General features: G+C 50.9%; 15 protein-coding genes and 2 pseudogenes. 11 read left to right on the top strand and 6 right to left on the bottom strand.

Features of this window, described 5'->3' with window-relative positions; translation table 11 throughout:
• Nucleotides 1-354, top strand: a pseudogene (locus tag FDW92_RS01370) (quinone-dependent dihydroorotate dehydrogenase); the annotation flags it as partial.
• Nucleotides 355-461: 107 nt separating this feature from the next.
• Here FDW92_RS01370 and FDW92_RS01365 read toward each other — a convergent pair.
• The gene (locus FDW92_RS01365; protein ID WP_042312626.1) at nt 462-644 is read right to left on the bottom strand and encodes a hypothetical protein; all 183 of its coding nucleotides are present in this window, start codon (nt 642-644) and stop codon (nt 462-464) included.
• 775 nt (nt 645-1,419) lie between these two features.
• Here FDW92_RS01365 and FDW92_RS01360 point away from each other — a divergent pair.
• On the top strand, nt 1,420-2,790 hold the full coding sequence (locus FDW92_RS01360; RefSeq protein WP_038636869.1) for a tyrosine phenol-lyase: 1,371 nt from the start codon (nt 1,420-1,422) through the stop codon (nt 2,788-2,790).
• 188 nt (nt 2,791-2,978) lie between these two features.
• Nucleotides 2,979-4,244: an aromatic amino acid transporter gene (locus FDW92_RS01355; RefSeq protein ID WP_042312624.1), complete on the top strand. Its 1,266-nt coding sequence runs from the start codon at nt 2,979-2,981 to the stop codon at nt 4,242-4,244.
• Between the two features lie 443 nt (nt 4,245-4,687).
• Here the strand turns inward: FDW92_RS01355 and FDW92_RS01350 are convergent, their stop codons facing one another.
• The gene (locus FDW92_RS01350; protein WP_137400530.1) at nt 4,688-6,241 is read right to left on the bottom strand and encodes an L-lactate permease; all 1,554 of its coding nucleotides are present in this window, start codon (nt 6,239-6,241) and stop codon (nt 4,688-4,690) included.
• A gap of 580 nt (nt 6,242-6,821) precedes the next feature.
• Here FDW92_RS01350 and FDW92_RS01345 point away from each other — a divergent pair.
• Genes FDW92_RS01345 through FDW92_RS01335 form a run of 3 tightly spaced genes read left to right on the top strand, consistent with a single transcriptional unit; the run spans nt 6,822 to nt 9,667 of the window.
• Complete coding sequence (locus FDW92_RS01345; protein WP_042312620.1) at nt 6,822-7,541, top strand: (Fe-S)-binding protein; 720 nt, start codon at nt 6,822-6,824, stop codon at nt 7,539-7,541.
• Nucleotides 7,542-7,551: 10 nt separating this feature from the next.
• On the top strand, nt 7,552-8,979 hold the full coding sequence (locus tag FDW92_RS01340; protein WP_042312618.1) for a LutB/LldF family L-lactate oxidation iron-sulfur protein: 1,428 nt from the start codon (nt 7,552-7,554) through the stop codon (nt 8,977-8,979).
• Nucleotides 8,972-9,667: a lactate utilization protein C gene (locus tag FDW92_RS01335; protein ID WP_042312616.1), complete on the top strand. Its 696-nt coding sequence runs from the start codon at nt 8,972-8,974 to the stop codon at nt 9,665-9,667. Before FDW92_RS01340 ends, FDW92_RS01335 begins: the two co-directional genes overlap by 8 nt.
• 49 nt (nt 9,668-9,716) lie before the next feature.
• On the opposite strand, the gene gntP is transcribed toward FDW92_RS01335, so the two are convergent.
• Nucleotides 9,717-11,060: a gluconate permease GntP gene (gene gntP, locus FDW92_RS01330; RefSeq protein WP_038636883.1), complete on the bottom strand. Its 1,344-nt coding sequence runs from the start codon at nt 11,058-11,060 to the stop codon at nt 9,717-9,719.
• A 261-nt stretch (nt 11,061-11,321) separates the two neighbouring features.
• On the opposite strand from gntP, the gene uxuA reads away from it, so the two are divergent.
• From uxuA to FDW92_RS01305, 5 genes are all read left to right on the top strand, one after another.
• Complete coding sequence (uxuA, locus tag FDW92_RS01325; RefSeq protein ID WP_042312614.1) at nt 11,322-12,506, top strand: mannonate dehydratase; 1,185 nt, start codon at nt 11,322-11,324, stop codon at nt 12,504-12,506.
• A gap of 80 nt (nt 12,507-12,586) precedes the next feature.
• Nucleotides 12,587-14,062 carry a fructuronate reductase gene (locus tag FDW92_RS01320; RefSeq protein WP_042312613.1) on the top strand — a complete coding sequence of 492 codons (1,476 nt, stop codon included), beginning with the start codon at nt 12,587-12,589 and terminating at the stop codon, nt 14,060-14,062.
• A gap of 133 nt (nt 14,063-14,195) precedes the next feature.
• Nucleotides 14,196-14,969: a Uxu operon transcriptional regulator gene (gene uxuR / locus FDW92_RS01315; protein WP_042312610.1), complete on the top strand. Its 774-nt coding sequence runs from the start codon at nt 14,196-14,198 to the stop codon at nt 14,967-14,969.
• Nucleotides 14,970-15,606: 637 nt separating this feature from the next.
• Entirely contained in the window at nt 15,607-15,810 is a 204-nt protein-coding gene (locus FDW92_RS01310; protein WP_042312608.1) for a hypothetical protein, read from the top strand.
• Nucleotides 15,811-15,998: 188 nt separating this feature from the next.
• Nucleotides 15,999-17,006 (top strand): porin, encoded by a 1,008-nt coding sequence (locus tag FDW92_RS01305; RefSeq protein ID WP_042312605.1) that lies wholly within the window; start codon nt 15,999-16,001, stop codon nt 17,004-17,006.
• 243 nt (nt 17,007-17,249) lie between these two features.
• Here the strand turns inward: FDW92_RS01305 and FDW92_RS01300 are convergent.
• The 3 genes and pseudogenes from FDW92_RS01300 to FDW92_RS01290 all read right to left on the bottom strand — a co-directional run.
• Nucleotides 17,250-17,438 (bottom strand): annotated as a pseudogene (locus FDW92_RS01300) (MFS transporter); the annotation flags it as partial.
• The gene (locus tag FDW92_RS01295; protein WP_042312603.1) at nt 17,434-18,714 is read right to left on the bottom strand and encodes a DUF445 domain-containing protein; all 1,281 of its coding nucleotides are present in this window, start codon (nt 18,712-18,714) and stop codon (nt 17,434-17,436) included. The pseudogene FDW92_RS01300 and the gene FDW92_RS01295, both read right to left, overlap by 5 nt.
• A gap of 75 nt (nt 18,715-18,789) precedes the next feature.
• On the bottom strand, nt 18,790-19,716 hold the full coding sequence (locus FDW92_RS01290) for a LysR family transcriptional regulator (protein ID WP_042312600.1): 927 nt from the start codon (nt 19,714-19,716) through the stop codon (nt 18,790-18,792).
• Nucleotides 19,717-19,933: the final 217 nt, after the last annotated feature.

Below are 19,933 nucleotides of genomic sequence, written 5' to 3'. Positions count from 1 at the left end.
CCGGATCTTTCCGTCGAAGAACTGATCCAAGTTGCCGACAGTTTAGTTCGGCATAATATTGATGGCGTAATTGCAACTAACACCACTCTCGATCGTTCTCTCGTACAGGGAATGAAAAATTGCGATCAAATGGGTGGGTTGAGCGGTCGTCCGTTACAATTAAAAAGTACAGAAATTATTCGCCAGTTGTCTCAGGAATTAAATGGTCAGTTGCCGATTATTGGTGTTGGCGGTATCGACTCGGTCATTGCCGCACGTGAGAAAATAGCCGCTGGCGCTACCCTGGTACAGATTTATTCGGGCTTTATTTTTAAAGGTCCACCATTGATTAAAGAAATCGTCAGCAATATCTGAATGCTACCTTAATCACAATCCAGGGCTTTATTTCTAGCCTTGGTTAATTTAAATTCCCTTGCTGTTATCGGGTTCTGCCTTGAAGCGGTATTAGCAGCTGCCAGCTCTCACCCCTTTGACGCTTTACCCGCAATCACTCCGATAAACTCCAGCACCTGCTTTTGCTTGCGCACCGAGAGTTTTTCCACGGCGCTCAGGGACTTCATCTGTTCTGACTCTTCGGGTTCGGCGGTGCGTGCGGCGTGCACTTCTGGATCAAATGAAACTGCAATACTATGCGTATCAGTCATGGTGACTATTCCCTTTAATAGTTACTGTGATTAGCGATGCGCAGGTGTTGGCGCACCTTCGCATCGCGCTAATAAAACCCCTGTAAATTACCCCAGTATCTTGGGCTAAGTCCAGATGTAAATACAATGAAATAAGCGCGAATAGCACGCTTTCGGAATAAATAGAAAACCCCCTCATCCCAATAAATCCGGTATTATTCACCGTATAAATTCATTGCCTTTTGCACGCCTGAATATCCCCTCGTTCCAGAAAACAGTGCCTGTCGGCATCTGGATAAAAATGTGATCTAACTCACTGAAGCAAATGGCAAACTCTGAAATAACACTGATTTGTACACTTTGCTTTACACTTTTAGTGATGTGAATCACAAATAGTAACCCGCGAAGTGATCCGACTCTCACAAAATGGGGGGTACTCATTCACCAATACAAAATGAGAACAGCCTGGAAAGTAAAGTTTTCAGTATTTCTGGTCGCAGATAACGCTCAACAGCGAACGACAAAACAACATGCAAAAAAAACTTGTTGAATATGAATAGTTAAAAAATGACGTGTGATTTGCATCACTCACATTTACAGCTTTTTGAATTATTGCCAGTGATTAATGTTGCTCGGACTATTTCCATAATCAATTAAATCTTGCATAGTGCCTGCACATTATTTCACCCCCTGATGCAGGAGGCGAATAGTTATATTTCATCAGACTTTATTGATGAACCAGGTATGCTTTACTTCACATTAATACGTACATGACCACTGTTACTGGAGAAACAAAATGAATTATCCGGCAGAACCCTTCCGTATTAAAAGCGTTGAAACTGTATCTATGATCCCGCGTGATGAACGCCTTAAGAAAATGCAGGAAGCGGGTTACAATACTTTCCTGTTAAATTCGAAAGATATTTATATTGACCTGCTGACCGACAGTGGCACCAACGCAATGAGCGACAAGCAGTGGGCCGGAATGATGATGGGTGATGAAGCGTACGCGGGCAGCGAAAACTTCTATCATCTGGAAAGAACGGTTCAGGAACTGTTTGGCTTTAAACATATTGTTCCGACTCACCAGGGACGCGGTGCTGAAAACCTGTTATCGCAGTTGGCAATTAAACCAGGGCAATATGTTGCCGGGAATATGTATTTCACCACTACCCGTTATCACCAGGAAAAAAATGGTGCGGTGTTTGTTGATATTGTTCGTGACGAAGCGCACGATGCCGGTCTGAATATTGCGTTTAAAGGTGATATTGATCTTAAAAAATTACAAAAGCTGATTGACGAAAAAGGTGCCGAGAATATTGCCTATATCTGCCTGGCGGTGACGGTTAACCTCGCGGGCGGGCAGCCGGTATCGATGGCAAACATGCGTGCGGTACGTGAACTGACAAAAGCACACGGCATTAAAGTGTTCTACGACGCTACCCGCTGCGTAGAAAACGCCTACTTTATCAAAGAGCAAGAGCAGGGCTTTGAGAACAAGAGCATTGCAGAGATCGTGCATGAGATGTTCAGCTACGCCGACGGTTGTACCATGAGTGGTAAAAAAGACTGTCTGGTAAACATCGGCGGCTTCCTGTGCATGAATGATGACGAAATGTTCTCTGCTGCCAAAGAGTTAGTCGTGGTGTACGAAGGGATGCCATCCTACGGCGGCCTGGCCGGACGCGACATGGAAGCCATGGCGATTGGTCTGCGCGAAGCCATGCAGTATGAGTACATTGAGCACCGCGTGAAGCAGGTTCGCTACCTGGGCGACAAGCTGAAAGCTGCTGGCGTACCGATTGTTGAACCGGTGGGTGGTCACGCGGTATTCCTCGATGCGCGTCGCTTCTGCGAGCACCTGACGCAGGACGAGTTCCCGGCGCAAAGCCTGGCTGCCAGCATCTATGTGGAAACTGGTGTACGTAGTATGGAGCGCGGTATTATCTCTGCGGGCCGTAATAACGTGACCGGCGAACACCACAGACCGAAACTGGAAACCGTGCGTCTGACGATTCCACGCCGCGTTTATACCTACGCGCATATGGATGTGGTGGCTGACGGTATTATTAAACTTTACCAGCACAAAGAAGATATTCGCGGGCTGAAGTTTATTTACGAACCGAAGCAGTTGCGTTTCTTTACTGCACGCTTTGATTATATCTAAATAATCATATGGCCCCATCTGGCGATGGGGCTTTTTTGTCTTCTTTTTCCATGAACAGGAAGCCTTTACGGTGTCCGTTACCGTGACATAACTATAAAAAGTAAACCCTGACTCCGACATTTTTATTATCCGCATGATGTACAAATGACAGCTGTAATTATAACGAATAGTCTACAGGAACATTTATCATGGATATTAATGCCATTGAGCGACAGAGTAGTACCCCCGGACTGATTAGCGGAACCATGTTGGTTATCGCGACCGTAGTGGGTGGCGGAATGTTTTCCCTGCCGATTGCGATGGCTGGCGTATGGTTCCCCGGTGCGTCGGTTATTCTTCTGTTTATTGCCATCATGATGTTATTAACCGGCCTGATGCTGGTTGAAGTTAACCTGCATTATGGCGCTGGTGCCAGTTTTAATACCTTTACCCAGGATTTATTAGGCCGTAAGTGGAATATCGTGGTCGGCATCGCTTTCGGTTTTGTGCTGTATATTCTGACCTATGCCTATATCTCCGGTTCATCGGCAGTGATGGCGCAAACCGTATTCAAATACAGTGGCGTACGTTTTCCGGCAAATATCTCGGTGATTATCGTCAGTATGCTGGTTGGGGCGATTGCCTGGTACAGCTCGTTGCTGGTTGGACGCATCACTACCGTGCTGATTATCGGTAAGTTTGTAGCGTTCTTTGCCACCTTCTCCGGACTGGTAGGCCATATCGAAGTGGCAAAACTTGTCGACAGCGTAGCGGTGGCGCTGCCTAATTCGCAGTATCTGCCGTATATCCTGATGACGCTGCCGTTCTGCATTATCTCGTTTGGTTTTCACGGTAACGTGCCGAGCCTGGTCAAGCTGTATGGCACGCGCGGGATTTCGAATATTACGCGCTCTATTATCATCGGCACGCTGTTTGCCCTGCTGCTGTATATCTTCTGGTTAGCCGTTACGATGGGCAACATTAGCCGTTCCGCATTCCCGCCGATTATCGCTAAAGGCGGCAATATCGACGTGTTTGTTGAAGCCATCAGCGGGTTGTTCACCAGCCGTTATATGGATCTAATCCTGACCTTCTTCGGCAACTTCGCGGTCGCCAGTTCCCTGCTGGCGGCGACGCTTGGCCTGTTTGATTATATCGCCGATCTTTTCCATTTCCCGGATGACGGCATGGGCCGCCTGAAAACCGCACTGGTGACCTACTTCCCGCCAGCCGCCGTGTGCTTCTTCTTCCCGAACGGTTTTGTGCACGCGATTGGTTACGCCGGTCTGGCCTTTACCATCTGGAGCGTGATCCTGCCGCCGTTCCTGGTGAAAGCCGCACGGAAGCGTTTTCCGACCGCCAGCTATACCGCGCCGTGTAATAACACCGTGCTCAACCTGGTGATTATTTGTGGGGCGGTTGTCTATCTGACGGTGGTTCTGGACGTATTTGGTCTGCTGCCAACGTTTCGCTAGCGCAGGAGGCATTATGTTTATGACATTGCTACGATTTCAGCATCCGCTGGTCTACCGTTTTGCGTGGCTTCGTCTGCGGGTCAGGGTGTTAAGGGCGTGCGGGCTGCGCAAGTGAAAGGGGGCTCGTTGCCGGATGCGGCGCTTGCGCCTTATCCGGCCGACAAATGAGCGTGAAACGCAGGCCTGATAAGCGAATCGCCATCAGGCATTACACGCGGAAGTAGCGTGGTGGGATCAACGCAGAAAAGGCGTCGAACTTCTTCACCATCTTTTTCCAGAACAACATAACAACAATCCTCGATTTGAAACATCGGCGCTATTTTAGTCAGCGCCGACAAATCGTAAAGCCTGTCACCTCGTTCCGATCCCGGGGCGGTGTAAACCTTTATGGTCACCGCTTCGTCAAATACGATTGCCGCGAATTTGGCGGGGTTGACAACGGGTTACGCCATAAACCAGTAATAAAAGAGACCGACTTTCAGGCCGAGGATCACAATGTAGGCGCAGCAGTATTTCATGGTGCCAGACATTATCTGGTTGGCCTGACCGTCCATTTTGGTAGCCGAAACTGCGATGGCGATGCTCTGTGGTGAAATCATTTTTCCGCCCGTTGCGCCGGAGGTATTGGCCGCCGCCAGCCAGTTAGGATCGATATGCAGCTTACTGGCGGCAATAGTTTGCAGCTTACCGAACAGAATGTTCGAGTTGGTATCGCTGCCGGTCACAAACGTGCCCAGCGCGCCAATCACCGGGGTGAGGAAGACGTATGAGCTGCCGGTCAAATCAACAATCGACTGGGCCAGCGTGGAGATAATCCCACTGAGATCCATCACCGTGGCCAGCGCGACGATCGCCATAATCGCCACAATGGAATTTTTAAGCTGGAAAATAGTTTTGATAAACACTTCCAGCATCCCACGTGTCGATGCTCCCTGAATAAAACCGCCGATAATGGTCGCAAAGATGATCAGCATCCCTGGCGTGGTCACCCATTCAACTTTCAGCGCCAGCGTTTTGCCGTCGGCGAGCGTGAAGTGCAGTACCGAGGCCAGTTGGGACGCCGCAGCTTTTATCGTCGGGAACAGCGGCGAACACAGCAGGATAAAGACAAAAATAAACAGATAGATAGAGCCCATGCGGAACAACACTTTTGCCGAGCGCGGCGTGGTTTCGCGGGTATGGCTGACCTCAATGCGCCATTCGGGATCGGTTTTCCCTTTGCGCAGGCGGCTGACCATCGCCACGGCAAGCAGGCTGACCAGGCTCCCGGCAAAGGCGGGCAATTCCGCGCCAAGATGGATAGCGACAAAATATTGCGGAACCAGCGTGGTGATGCCACACATCAGCGTGATCAGAAATACGCCGCGAATGGCTTTCAGGCCACCGCCAATTATGCAGACAATGACAAACGGCAGCAGGATATTAAACAGCGCCAGCTGCAAAATAATGGTTCCGCCTAAGGTATAAACCGGCAGATTAACCTGTTCCGCCAGAATAGAAACCGGGATCCCGACCGCGCCGAATGCGGTGGGAACGGTATTTGCCACCAGAGAGGCGATCGCCGCCTTCAGCGGGTTGAATCCGAGCGCAATAAGAATGCCGATCGGGATGGCGACCGCCGTGCCATAACCTGCCGCGGCTTCAAGAAATCCGCCAAAGCACCATGAAATCAGCAGCACCTGAATACGCTTATCTTCGCTAATGCTGGCGAGAATGTCGCGCAGAATATCCAGCGCTTTGGTCGCCTGCATGACGTTATAACTGAAGATAGCGCCGAGGATCACAATCACGATCGGCCATAATCCCTTCAGTGCGCCATAGCCTATCGCGGCTTTCAAATTCTGTACGGGCATTTCCCAGAATAGTGCCGATAGCGCGGCGGTGAATACTAAAGAGATTAGCACAGAATAATGGATGGGCATTTTCAATTTTAATATTAAAAATACCATCAGTAGTAACGGAGAGAGTGCCAGGGCAAACATAAAATATTCGTTCATTGCTATTCCCGATTGGTTCATTAAACCTGATTTATATTTATGGCGGGGAGGCTACCTTGCTGAATTAATAAAAGCTGTAAACTGAATCGCTTCAGTGGATAAAGTAATTATGATTTGTGGTTTTGTAACTATTGTAATCTTTTAATTAAGAATTAGCGCCGTGTAAATATACTTAAGATCAAGCTGAATACCCATAAGTAGTTATTTAACAACCTCTTTGATAATGGTAGTGACGAGAATAGTTATCCCCTGAAACTATTGTTAAGGTGTTAATAATGCTGTGATTTTAAATATAAAAATGTGAGCGATGCCGAAATAAATAAACCTGGGTATTGCATGTCCGAGTCGATTAGGGGATTATTTTGTTTTGTCATACAAATGAAAATGCAGACATTTGCGATTGTCCTGATATAAGAAATGGGGAGTCGCCATCAAAGGAAAACGATCTGAGCATCATTATGAACCCAGGCATTAGTAAAACGAGCAAACCGAAAAACTGGGTGTGAAAGACGATTGAACCTTTGCTTGATATAGCAATATCAAGCGCAATAAACAGAAATGAAGCAATGGAGTAGTTATTGTGAATGTAAATTTCTTTGTTACCTGCATTGGTGACGCACTGAAATCACGGATGGCACGAGACTCCGTATTGCTGCTGGAAAAACTGGGTTGTCGCGTGAATTTCCCCGAGAAGCAAGGGTGTTGCGGTCAGCCAGCCATCAACAGCGGTTACATCAAAGAAGCGATCCCCGGGATGAAAAACCTGATCGCCGCGCTGGAAGATAACGACGATCCGATTATCTCTCCGGCAGGCTCCTGCACCTATGCGGTAAAAAGCTACCCGACCTATCTGGCCGATGAACCTGAGTGGGCGATCCGTGCTGAGAACGTTGCCGCGCGTATGCAGGATCTTACCTCTTTTATCGTCAACAAACTCGGCGTGGTGGATGTCGGCGCCAGTCTGCATGGCCGTGCCGTATATCACCCCTCCTGTAGCCTGACCCGCAAGCTGGGGGTGAAGGAAGAGCCGCTCACATTGCTGAAAAACGTACGCGGGCTGGAACTGCTGACGTTTGCCGATCAGGACACCTGCTGCGGCTTTGGCGGGACGTTCTCGGTCAAGATGGCTGAAATATCCGGCGAGATGGTGAAAGAGAAAGTTTTCCACCTGATGGATGCGAAGCCGGAATATTTGATTGGCGCAGACGTCAGCTGCCTGCTGAACATTGGCGGTCGACTGCAACGGGAAGGTCAGCCGGTCAAAGTGATGCATATTGCTGAAGTGCTGATGAGCCGCTGAGGGAAAGTAAATGTCGATAAAAACCAGCGATGTAGAATTTAAACTGCGCATTCGTCAGCAGATTGAAGACCCGATCATGCGCAAAGCCGTGGCCAATGCGCAGGAGCGTATCGGCGCGAATCGACAAAAAATGGTCGATGAGTTAGGTCACTGGGAAGACTGGCGCGATCGTGCCAGCCAGATCCGCGATCACGTTCTGAGCAATCTCGACGCTTACCTGTATCAACTCTCCGAGAAAGTGACGCAAAACGGCGGGCACGTCTATTTCGCCAAAACCAAAGAAGAGGCCACCCGCTACATTCTGCAGGTCGCGCAGAGTAAAAATGCGAAGAAGGTGGTGAAGTCCAAGTCGATGGTGACCGAAGAGATCGGCGTCAACCATGTGCTGCAGGATGCCGGAATTCAGGTGATCGAAACCGATCTCGGCGAATATATCCTGCAGTTGGATCAGGATCCGCCTTCGCACGTCGTGGTCCCGGCTATTCATAAAGATCGCTACCAGATCCGCCGTGTGCTGCACGAGCGTCTGGGCTACGACGGCCCGGAAACCCCGGAAGCCATGACCTTATTCATTCGCCAGAAGATCCGTGAGGATTTCCTGAGTGCCGAAATCGGTATTACCGGTTGCAACTTTGCCGTGGCGGAAACCGGCTCGGTGTGTCTGGTGACCAACGAAGGTAACGCGCGCATGTGCACCACGCTGCCGAAAACGCACATTGCGGTAATGGGTATGGAGCGTATCGCACCGACGTTTGCCGATGTGGATGTGCTGATCACTATGCTGGCGCGCAGCGCCGTGGGCGCACGCCTGACGGGCTACAACACCTGGCTGACCGGCCCGCGCGAGGCGGATAACGTTGACGGACCGGAAGAATTTCATCTGGTGATTGTCGATAACGGGCGCTCGCAGGTGCTGGGCTCAGCGTTTCGTGATGTGCTGCGCTGTATCCGCTGCGGGGCCTGTATGAACACCTGTCCGGCGTATCGTCATATCGGTGGTCACGGCTATGGCTCCATCTATCCAGGTCCCATCGGTGCGGTGATCTCTCCGCTGCTCGGCGGCTATAAAGATTTCAAAGATCTGCCGTACGCCTGTTCACTGTGCACGGCCTGCGACAGCGTCTGTCCGGTGCGGATCCCGCTGTCAAAACTGATCCTGCGTCATCGCCGGGTGATGGCCGAGGAGGGCATTACCCCGAAAGCCGAGCGACGGGCGATCAAAATGTTCGCTTATGCCAACAGCCATCCAGGGCTGTGGAAGGTCGGCATGATGGCCGGGGCCCACGCGGCAAGCTGGTTTATCAATGGCGGTAAAACGCCGCTTAAGGTTGGCGCGATTGGTGACTGGATGGAGGCGCGCGATCTGCCTGATGCTGACGGCGAGAGTTTCCGCAGCTGGTTTAAGAAACATCAGGCGCAGGAGAAAAAAAATGGATAACCGTACCGCATTTTTAAACACCGTCGCCCAGGCGCTGGGTCGCCCGCTGCGTTTCGAGCCAGAAGCGGATGCCGCGCCGGTTAACAACTATGCCAACGAGCGCCTGACCGAACTGAGCCCCGAGCAGCGCTGCGAGGCGTTTATCCAGTTTGCCAGCGAGGTGATGCTGGCCCGCTGCGAACTGACCCGCGAGGATCAGGCGGCAGACGCGGCGCTCCGTCTGTGTGAGGAGCTGGGGTCGCAACCGGTGGTACTGAGCGGCGACAGTCGGCTGGTGGAACTGGGCATTACCGAACGCTTACAGCAGGCATGCAACGCCGTGGTCTGGGACCCGGCGCGCGGTAGCGAAAATATTACCCAGGCCGAGCAGGCTAAAGTCGGCGTGGTCTATGCCGAGTATGGCCTGACTGAGTCCGGCGGCGTGGTGCTGTTTTCTGCGCCGGAGCGTGGGCGTTCCCTGAGCCTGTTGCCGGAGTCATCGATTTTCGTGCTGCGTAAAAGCACCATCCTGCCACGCGTGGCGCAACTGGCAGAAAAACTGCATCAGAAAGCGCAGGCCGGTGAGCGTATGCCGTCGTGCATTAACATTATCAGTGGACCCAGTTCGACAGCGGATATTGAGCTTATCAAGGTGGTTGGGGTGCATGGCCCGGTGAAGGCGGTGTATCTGATTATTGAGGATTGCTAAGACAGGATGGAAAACCGCTCTGGCGCGACTGGCCAGAGCGGGACAGACGTTATGCAATCATGCTGATGATCAACACGATTATCAGGCCCACCACGGAGTTCACCAGTTCCAGCAGACCCCAGGTTTTCAGCGTATCCTTCACCGACAGATCAAAGTAGCCTTTGAACAGCCAGAACGAGGCATCGTTGATGTGGGTTAGGGTGTTGGAGCCTGCCGCCGTTGCCAGCACCAGTAACGCAGGATCGACGCCCACCAGTTGACCGGTTGCCGGGTCGAGGATGGCTGCGCTGATAATTCCCGCCGCCGTCATGGCTGAAACCACGCCCTGGCCGGTTGCCAGACGAATCAGCACGGTTATCAACCACGCCATGATGTACGGAGAAATATTGCCGTGCGACATCAGCATACCGATGGTGTCGCCAATGCCGGTATCGATGATGGTCTGCTTCAGTACGCCGCCCGCGCCGATGATCAGGATCACCATAGCGATACTTTTCACCGCGTTTTCAAAGGCGTTCATGACCCATTGCATATCGTGACCACGCGCGGTACCAAACAGCACGAAGGCAACAATCATGGCGATGAACATCGCAATCGGTGAAGAGCCGAGGAAGTTGACCACTTCCCACGCTTGTGTCCCTTTTACCAGCCAGATATTGGCGATGGTGGTGGAGATCATGATGATCGCCGGGATCAGCGGCACCAGAATAGACACGCCGAATGACGGCAGATTATTTTGGTCAACCGGGACGTCGGCTTTCATGAATGAAGGCGTCGGGCGATCGAGGTTGCCGAGAAACTTCGGCAGGATAAGCCCGGCGCAGATCACGCTCGGAATGGTCACCAGAATACCGTAGATGTAGACCATGCCCATGTCAGCGCCGTAGGCGTTAACCAGCGCCACCGGGCCAGGCTGCGGTGGGAACAGGGAGTGAGCGGTGGTGGCGGCGGCAACGGCGGGAATCGCCAACTTGAGGAAGGGGATCTTCGCTTCTGCAGCAATAACGATCACCAGCGGCGCCAGCATAATAAACGCCACTTCATAGAACATCGCCAGACCGAAGATCAGACCAATAATGATCACCGACAGCTGCACATAGCGCAGGCCGAGGCGCGCCAGCAGTGTATGGGCAATCTGATGCGCCGCCCCGGAATCAACCATCAGCTTACCGATGACCGCCCCGAACACCACGATAATCGCCAGCTCTCCCAGCGTACTGCCGAAACCGGATTTCATGGTGTGCAGCAGCTCCATTAAATCCATACCCGCCAGCATACCGACCGAGAGCGCCGCCAGCAGCAGGGCGACCATCGAGTTTATTTTGAATCTTAGATTAAGTACCAGCATCAGACCGATGCCGAATACGACCCACAGAATATTGAGAACGTGCATAAAACGTCTACCTTCTTTTGGTTGAACCATTATGATTTTGGTTGAGATGTTACATATATTGGTTAACCATTGATGCGATAGATGTCACATTGCGTTACATGTTTACATATTTACCGTGTGTTTTTGCGCCATACATAGGATCTCAACGCCTTTCAGTGTGATTTGGTTAACCAATTTTGGCGCTGAGGTTGACATGTAATACCAAAAGGAGGAATTTATGCGCCATATCGTCGAGTCCATAACGTAAACGAGGAATAAAACATGGAACAGACATGGCGCTGGTATGGCCCTAACGATCCGGTCACCTTAGCGGATGTGCGTCAGGCGGGTGCCACGGGCGTTGTCACCGCCTTGCACCATATCCCGAACGGGGAAGTGTGGACGGTTGATGAGATCCTAAAGCGCAAAGCGATTGTTGAGCAGGCGGGCCTGGTCTGGTCGGTCGTCGAAAGTGTGCCGATCCACGAAGACATTAAAACCCGTTCTGGCAACTATCAGCAGTGGATCGCCAATTACCAGCAGAGCCTGCGTAACCTGGCCCAGTGCGGCATTCGTACGGTGTGCTACAACTTTATGCCGGTTCTCGACTGGACCCGTACCGATCTGGAATACGTCCTGCCGGACGGCTCCAAAGCGTTGCGTTTTGACCAGATTGAATTTGCCGCCTTTGAGCTGCATATCCTCAAACGTCCGGGCGCGGAAGCAGACTACACCGCCGAAGAGATTGCTCAGGCGAATGAACGCTTCACCACCATGAGCGATGAAGACAAAGCGCGTCTGACCCGCAATATCATCGCCGGTCTGCCTGGCGCGGAAGAAGGCTATACCCTCGATCAGTTCCGTCAGCACCTTGAGCGTTACAAAGATATCGATAAAGCTGCGCTGCGCGAGAATTTTGCCGTCTTCCTGAAGGCGATCATTCCGGTGGCAGAAGAAGCTGGTGTGCGTATGGCGGTACACCCGGACGATCCGCCGCGCCCGATCCTCGGCCTGCCGCGTATTGTTTCCACCGTGGAAGATATGCAGTGGATGGTAGATACGGTCAGCAGCATGGCGAACGGTTTTACCATGTGCACTGGCTCCTACGGCGTCCGCGCGGACAACGATCTGGTTGACATGATCAAACAGTTTGGTCCGCGCATTTACTTCACCCATCTGCGCTCCACGCTACGTGAAGATAACCCGAAAACTTTCCATGAAGCGGCGCATCTTAACGGCGACGTTGACATGTACGAAGTGGTGAAAGCGATCGTCGAAGAAGAGCAACGTCGTAAAGCTGAGGGTAAAGAGGATCTGATCCCCATGCGGCCGGATCATGGTCACCAGATGCTTGACGATCTGAAAAAGAAAACCAACCCTGGCTACTCCGCGATTGGTCGCCTGAAGGGGCTGGCGGAAGTACGCGGTGTTGAAATGGCTATCCAGCGCGCTTTCTTCAGCCGTTAAAGCAGATTTGCCGGTCACCTGTCTGGCCGGCTTTTTCCTTTTCTCTTCCGTTGGTATTCCAACGGCTTCTGGAGTTCACGATGACAACGACAATTGCCAGTAGCAACCTGCCGGTTGCGCGTCCGGCCTGGGACAGTTCTCGCCTGCAATCCCGTATTGTTCACCTGGGATGCGGTGCTTTTCACCGCGCGCATCAGGCGCTGTACACCCACCATCTCTTAGAAACCACCGACAGCGATTGGGGTATCTGTGAAGTTAACCTGATGCCGGGTAACGACTGCGTACTGATTGAAAATCTGCGCAAGCAGCAACTGCTGTATACCGTGGCGGAAAAGGGTGCGGACAACACCGTGCTGAAAGTGATTGGCTCGATGAAAGAAGCGCTGCACCCGGATCTTGACGGTTGCGACGGTATTTTACAGGCCATGGCGCGCCCGCAGACGGCGATTGTCTCGCTGACGGTCACGGAAAAAGGGTACTGCACCGACGCTGCCAGCGGCCAGTTAGATCTCAATAATCCACTGATTAAGCACGATCTGGCGAACCCAACCGCGCCGAAATCGGCGATTGGGTACATCGTACAGGCGTTGCATCTGCGTCGCGAGCAGGGGCTGGCGGCCTTTACCGTGATGTCCTGCGATAACGTGCGTGAAAATGGTCATGTGGCGAAAGTCGCGGTGCTGGGCCTGGCGCAGGCGCGCGACCCGCAGTTAGCGGAGTGGATTGCAGCTAACGCCACCTTCCCATGCACCATGGTAGACCGCATTGTGCCGGCAGCGACGCCAGAAACGTTGCAGGAAATTGCCGACCAGCTGGGCGTTTACGATCCGTGTGCTATCGCCTGTGAGCCGTTCCGTCAGTGGGTGATTGAAGACAATTTCGTCAACGGTCGTCCGGACTGGGATAAAGTCGGCGCGCAATTCGTTGCCGATGTGGTGCCGTTTGAAATGATGAAATTGCGCATGCTTAACGGTAGCCACTCTTTCCTCGCGTATCTGGGCTATCTTGGCGGGTATGAAACTATCGCCGATACCATGACGAATCCCGCGTATCGCAAAGCGGCGTTTGCACTGATGATGCAGGAACAGGCGCCGACGCTGGCGATGCCGGAAGGCACCGATCTCAACGCCTACGCGACGCTGCTGATCGAACGTTTTAGCAACCCGTCTCTGCGCCACCGCACCTGGCAGATTGCGATGGATGGCAGCCAGAAACTGCCGCAGCGCCTGCTGGATCCGGTACGTATGCATTTGCAAAACGGCAGCGACTGGCGTCACCTGGCGCTTGGCGTCGCGGGCTGGATGCGTTATACCCACGGCGTGGATGAGCAGGGGCAGGCCATTGATGTTGTTGACCCAATGCTGGCTGAATTCCAGCGTATTAACCAACAATACCAGGGGGCTGAACGCGTGACGGCGCTGCTGGGGCTGAGCGGTATTTTTGGCCATGATTTAGCGGAAAACGCCGACTTTGTTGAGACGGTTATCGCCATCTATCAACAACTGTGCGAGCTGGGCGCGCGTGAGTGTGTTGCCGCGCTAAGCGCTGACGCTTAATTCCCCGAACTATGACGGGTCAATCAAAATACTGATTTGGTTGACCCGTTTTCTGTTTTTGACTTGCCGCAAATGCTATAGTTCGATACCTATTCACCGTATCTGATTACACGCTTCTGACGGACATAACACGATGAAATCGAACACTTCTCAACAAAGACCCTACCAGGAAGTGGGTGCCATGATCCGCGATCTGATTGTCCAGACGCCGTACCAGCCCGGTGAGCGTTTGCCCCCGGAGCGTGAAATTGCTGAGATGCTCAATGTCACTCGCACGGTGGTACGCGAAGCATTAATCATGCTGGAAATTAAAGGACTGGTGGACGTACGTCGCGGTGCCGGAATCTACGTGCTCGACAGTGTGGATGCGCAGAGTATCGACAGTACCGATGCAAATCACTGCAACGATGCCGGTCCGTTTGAACTGCTGCAGGCACGCCAGTTGCTGGAAAGCAACATCGCTGAATTTGCTGCGCTGCAGGCCACTCGCGAAGACATCGTTAAAATGCGTCAGGCGTTGCAACTGGAAGAGCGTGAGCTGGCCTCCAGCGAACCGAATGGATCCGAAAGCGGTGACATGCAGTTTCATCTGGCGATTGCTGAAGCCACGCATAACAGCATGCTGGTGGAGCTATTTCGCCAGTCATGGCAGTGGCGTGAGAACAACCCGATGTGGATCCAGCTTCATAGCCACCTCGATGATACTCATTACCGTAAAGAGTGGATGGTCGACCACAAGCAGATCCTGGCGGCGTTAATTAAAAAGGACGCCCGCGCGGCCAAGCTGGCAATGTGGCAGCATCTGGAAAACGTCAAACAACGGCTGTTGGAATTTTCAAATGTCGATGATATCGACTTTGATGGCTATCTGTTCGAGTCCTGGCCGCTGGATAAAGTTAACGCCTGATTTTCTTTCTTCAGCCACACGGGCAGCTTCGATCCGTGTGGTACTTTCCCTCGTGATTATTCCCATTTTATCGTGCTGAATTGGACATAAAAAATTTTGTCTGACACCTCAGCCGAGATTTTTTCGTCGTCTTTCCACGACGTAAATTGATTTATATCAATTAAAAATAACTTAATTTTGCATGCGAAAAAATGGGTTATTTACCTTATTTTTACCTTTTCGTGCGTATTTTTAGACAAAACAGGTCAGCATTAAGTGAGAATCAAAGTGATTCCGGTAGTGGTTTGGATAGAACCGCTTTGCATAACAGTACATAAAAACAAGCAGTTCGCATAAAAGTAGACATTAATAACGGTATGTAACTTATTGGCTGTAATGATGTTTTGATTAAGTGCAATTGTTCTTGTCAATGCTTTAAGCGTTTTTAATCAAATGAATAAAAATGAATATATGTAAAGTTAAAATTACACATTATTCTATAAACAAGTTATCTTTCACTTGAAATATCGTTCCATTTTTCTGCTTTTTATTAACAGTTTTATTACGATTGTGAATGTTTTTTACCGTTGACATGTTTTTACACTGACTGCATATTTCATCGCCATAAGCGTCTTATTGCGTTCAGGAGATGATGACGATGCCTTCTCGAGATTATCCAGATATCCGAAAAGCCAGGGGTACCCGATCTAAAGATATGGTTCTTTTAAGTGCCCGTGTTGATAATTCTCTGTGGGAATATGTCCGAACGCTGGCATTTGAAACGCGAAAAAGTAAACAAGACATTATCGCTGAGGCGTTAATGCTACATCGCTCTATTAACCAGGGCGAGAATCAAGAGTAAACCTGGCTGACCTTATTCCGGATTTTGAATGAAATCTGAGTAGTGAATTATTTATTGCCACTTCATTATTGCCTTTATTGGTGTGTTATTGATTTCTCCCCTTGGTATTCAGGGGGCTTTTTTATGAGGACTTTCTGCCTTCATAACAAAGTTGATAGCAAAATTCACAATTAAAAGTGAGTAAAAATATGAAAAAGTCAGCAGTGGTATTAGCAGTGATGGCATTAGGCATCACTACCGCTCATGCAGCGGAAATTTATAATAAAGATGGCAACAAACTTGATTTGTACGGCAAAGTGAAAGCGGTCCACTCCTGGACTGACGGCACCGATGCTGACGGCACCTACGCACGTCTGGGTTTTCGCGGTGAGACTCAAATCAACGATCAACTGACTGGCTATGGTCAGTTTGAAAGTCAGTTTGATGCCGCTAAAGCAGAAGGTTCTCAGAATGGTGTTAATACACGTCTGGCGTTTGCTGGTCTGGATTATGGCCATGACGTTAGCTTTGACTACGGTCGTAACTACGGTATCGCTTACGACGTGGGAGCTTACACTGACACTCTTTCAGAGTTCGGCGGTGACTCCTATGAAAATACTGACCGCTTCCTTACTACACGCACTTCTGGCGTTGCAACACTCCGCACCAAAAATCTGTTTGGTGCCGTTGATGGCCTGAGCCTGGGCGCGCAATATCAGGGTCAGGATGATACCGATAAGGATCCGACGAAACAGCACGGCAATGGCTACGGCTTCTCCCTGGGCTACGACAATATCGCCGATTCCGGCGTGTCTGCGATTGCGGCCTACACCACCAGTTCCGTGACTGCTCAGCAGGAACAGAATGGTTGGGATGGCGAAAACGCAGAATTCTGGGGCGCTGGCCTGAAGTATGATGCTAACGCCATCTATGTAGCGACGATGTACGGTGAGTCCCACAACCTGATTCAGGATGCGGACAAAGCTAAGCACTTTGAAGCGATGGCTGCGTATGTGTTTGATTTTGGTCTGCGTCCGAATGTGGCCTACGTCCATACGCGTGACAACAACAATAATGACCTGACCGAATATGTGGCGCTGGGTACGGACTACTACTTCAACAAAAATATGGTTGCTGATGTAGGTTATAAAATTAACCTGCTTGATGGTGCTGACGGTGACAACCAGGTTGTTGCGGGTCTGACCTATCAGTTCTAATTTGTTGTGATAATATGTAAAAGGCGTCTTTTGTAAGACGCCTTTTTTACATCTACCTGCTTTTAAAGGAGCAAGTTAAACCGATCAGGATTAGTAACCCGAGTGATTTTTTTAAACCAGCATATATGTGTTATCTGAAGACGGTGGTGATGTTGAGTCAAAATGTCCATTTTTACGCATTTTAAAGTGCGTTTATAAATTAACGGTTGTGAATTGTAATTTTCCTGGTGGGTATTTTGTTCGTTATTTAGGGTTACCGAAACGCTGTTTATATAATTGCGTGAAGCTAATAATCACAGCAATAAACAACGCAACGGCACCACACAGCGTGGCGTTAATTATGGCCTGAGCACCGCTTCCCAGCAGATTAATATTGCGCGGCACGCTAAGTTGACGGGCGAGCGGCATCACCAGCGAGGTGGTCCCTTTAAAGATTCGCTAGCGTCAGCAGGGAAGGAATTTGCGACAGGAGATATAACAGCAGGCCAATAGAACCGCCGACCAGCGTGCCGTTGACGCGAATAAACTGCAAATCTTTGCCAATGTTTAGCTCAATTTGCTGTGACATATCGCGTGCATTCCAGCTTTTCACTGTGTCGCTAATGTGGCGCGTCAGGAAGGTGGCGAACTCTGGCGCAACCTTATGTGCGGCCTGCTCCAGATGCCCATTCAATGAAGCGCGCAGGGCGCTGTCGGCAACCAGCGTTTCGCCGAACCACTGCCCGGCATTAGCAATGCGCTGCTTCACGCGAGAATCCTCGGCGTTAATGTCGGTTTTCAGCCACTGACGCAGGTCTGCCCACAGCTCGCCGAGATAACGGTTGAAGGCTTCGTCTTCTTTCAGATAGCTTTTGAGGCTTTCCGCTCGCACGGCCATTTCCGGATCGTGTTTGAGCTTATCGATGAGCTTAAACGTCGCGCGATCGAAGGCGTGGCGGATCTGATGGGCGCGATCGTGGCTGATGTCATCCAGCAAGGAGTTTACGGCGTCAGAAACCAGCTCGGCGCTGTGCTCGCCCAGCCATTCGGTCGGCAGGATCTTCGCTTTCAGCGGATGTTCGGTCTCCAGCCAGTGCACGATCTGCCGGGCGATAAACGCTCGCGAGCTGTCGCGTTGTAACAGAGAGATCAGTTGGGCGATCAGCGTGTCGAGCAGCACCTGATGGCGATTGTTTTTGGTCATGCTTTCAAGCATCAATGCGCTGGTTTCTGAGAGATCAACCTTATCGATGGCCTTGTGCACCGCCCGCTTGATCAGCCGCTGAATGCGCGCGTCGTCGGTCAGTTCGAGAAAACCGCTCATAATTTGCAGCAGGTGCTGGCCAATACGCCGGGCGTTTTCCGGCTGGCTGAACCAGTTCCCGATCAATAGCGCCGGTTCATGGCGGCGGATCAGCGCAACCAGGGACTGAGTGTCGAGAAATTTTTCCTGCACAAACTGTCCGAGATTTTCCCCGATCCGATCCTTATTGCGTGGGATAATTGCAGTATGTTGCGAGATAAACGGGATCGGCACCCGGCGAAAAAGTGCCACCACGGCAAACCAGTCCGCCAGTGCGCCGACCATCGCCGCTTCAGCGATCGCTTTGATTCCGAGCACCCAGAAGTTAGGCGGCAGAAACAGCGTGATAACGAAAGTGGCGGCGGCAATCAGCAGCAATGAGAGCGCCAGTCGCTTGGCGCGTTTGAGTTCAGTAATTTTATTCATAGGCTTAAGAATAGAGCCAGACGACAGGATCGCGCAAAAATTGTGGTGCGGCCCTCATTTTTAGGCGGCCAGATCTTACTCCGGGATCCAGTTGTCCCAGGCGGGTAAGGGACCGAGTTCCGCTACCAGAAAATCGATAAACGATCGTACCTTGGGATTGCTGTACTTACTGGGAAAATAGAGCGCATACAGGGCGTGAGTTTCACAGGTAATCGTGCCGTCGAGCATCAACGGCGTTATCTCTTCTTTTTGAATATGATCGCCAATCAGGTAGGTCGGCAAGTACGCCACGCCCTGATCTTCCAGTACCGACTTCAGTAATACCAGACTGCTATTGGCCTGGATCGGCATATGGAGTTTGAGCTGATGCAGACGATCCTGTTCATCAGCCACTTTTAACACAGGCGTGAGCCCCGGATACACCAGGCAATCATGGTGGACCAGATCGCTGCGGCGCTGGGGCATGCCTTTTTTGGCAAGGTAGCCAGGTGAGGCGCAGTACGCCCAGCGAACAGGCACCAGCTTGCGCATGGCATAGTTCTGCGGCGGTGCGGTAGAAATGCGCAGAGCGATGTCGAAATCTGTTTCGTTCAGATTCACGAAGTTATCGTTGAGGTCGATATACAAATTCACATCCGGGAACTGAGAGCGATATTTATCCACCAGGTTCACCAGTCGGGAATAGCCAAACGCAATTGAGCAAGTTATACGTAATTCACCCTGTGGGCTGTGGTAATAACCGGAAGTGGTATTCAGCGTTTCATCGAATTCTTTCAAAAGCTTATTCGCGCGGTTGAAGAGATATTGCCCGGCGTCGGTCAGGGTAATACTGCGGGTGGTGCGTTTAATTAACGTCGTCCTCAGCGTGTCTTCCATCGCGGCCAGGCTTTTACTGACCGCAGACGGCGAGACGTTGAGCTGCGCCGCGGCTTCTGACAGCCCCCCGCAATCGACGATTTTCGTAAAAAATTCCAGATGCTTGAGTGAAATTGGCGTACTCATAATTTCCTTTAATTCACAAGTGATTTGCAAAAACGGTACGACCAGGCCGTTACATTCGGCTTTTAAACATGCAACTATTGAATCACAGGCAACAAGTTGCTGGCAAAATGAAAAAATAACAACTTAGGTGAGTTACGTCACAAAATAACAGGAGGCGCAACGGAAACTCATCACATTGTGAATTTAATCTCATTAATTATTATTCTAAAGGTACCGA

Origin of the sequence: Citrobacter sp. wls706, assembly GCF_005281305.1 — a bacterium.
GTDB classification, from domain to species: domain Bacteria; phylum Pseudomonadota; class Gammaproteobacteria; order Enterobacterales; family Enterobacteriaceae; genus Citrobacter; species Citrobacter werkmanii.
Note: the sequence above shows the minus strand (reverse complement) of the source record. Positions and strands in the feature narration are given on the sequence as shown.

Bases quoted from the DNA above. Each gene is read 5' to 3' on its own strand.
- FDW92_RS01365 (WP_042312626.1), bottom strand. From the start codon at position 644: ATGACTGATACGCATAGTATTGCAGTTTCATTTGATCCAGAAGTGCAC.
- FDW92_RS01360 (WP_038636869.1), top strand. From the start codon at position 1,420: ATGAATTATCCGGCAGAACCCTTCCGTATTAAAAGCGTTGAAACTGTA.
- FDW92_RS01355 (WP_042312624.1), top strand. From the start codon at position 2,979: ATGGATATTAATGCCATTGAGCGACAGAGTAGTACCCCCGGACTGATT.
- FDW92_RS01350 (WP_137400530.1), bottom strand. From the start codon at position 6,241: ATGAACGAATATTTTATGTTTGCCCTGGCACTCTCTCCGTTACTACTG.
- FDW92_RS01340 (WP_042312618.1), top strand. From the start codon at position 7,552: ATGTCGATAAAAACCAGCGATGTAGAATTTAAACTGCGCATTCGTCAG.
- FDW92_RS01335 (WP_042312616.1), top strand. From the start codon at position 8,972: ATGGATAACCGTACCGCATTTTTAAACACCGTCGCCCAGGCGCTGGGT.
- gntP (WP_038636883.1), bottom strand. From the start codon at position 11,060: ATGCACGTTCTCAATATTCTGTGGGTCGTATTCGGCATCGGTCTGATG.
- uxuA (WP_042312614.1), top strand. From the start codon at position 11,322: ATGGAACAGACATGGCGCTGGTATGGCCCTAACGATCCGGTCACCTTA.
- FDW92_RS01320 (WP_042312613.1), top strand. From the start codon at position 12,587: ATGACAACGACAATTGCCAGTAGCAACCTGCCGGTTGCGCGTCCGGCC.
- uxuR (WP_042312610.1), top strand. From the start codon at position 14,196: ATGAAATCGAACACTTCTCAACAAAGACCCTACCAGGAAGTGGGTGCC.
- FDW92_RS01310 (WP_042312608.1), top strand. From the start codon at position 15,607: ATGCCTTCTCGAGATTATCCAGATATCCGAAAAGCCAGGGGTACCCGA.
- FDW92_RS01305 (WP_042312605.1), top strand. From the start codon at position 15,999: ATGAAAAAGTCAGCAGTGGTATTAGCAGTGATGGCATTAGGCATCACT.
- FDW92_RS01295 (WP_042312603.1), bottom strand. From the start codon at position 18,714: ATGAATAAAATTACTGAACTCAAACGCGCCAAGCGACTGGCGCTCTCA.
- FDW92_RS01290 (WP_042312600.1), bottom strand. From the start codon at position 19,716: ATGAGTACGCCAATTTCACTCAAGCATCTGGAATTTTTTACGAAAATC.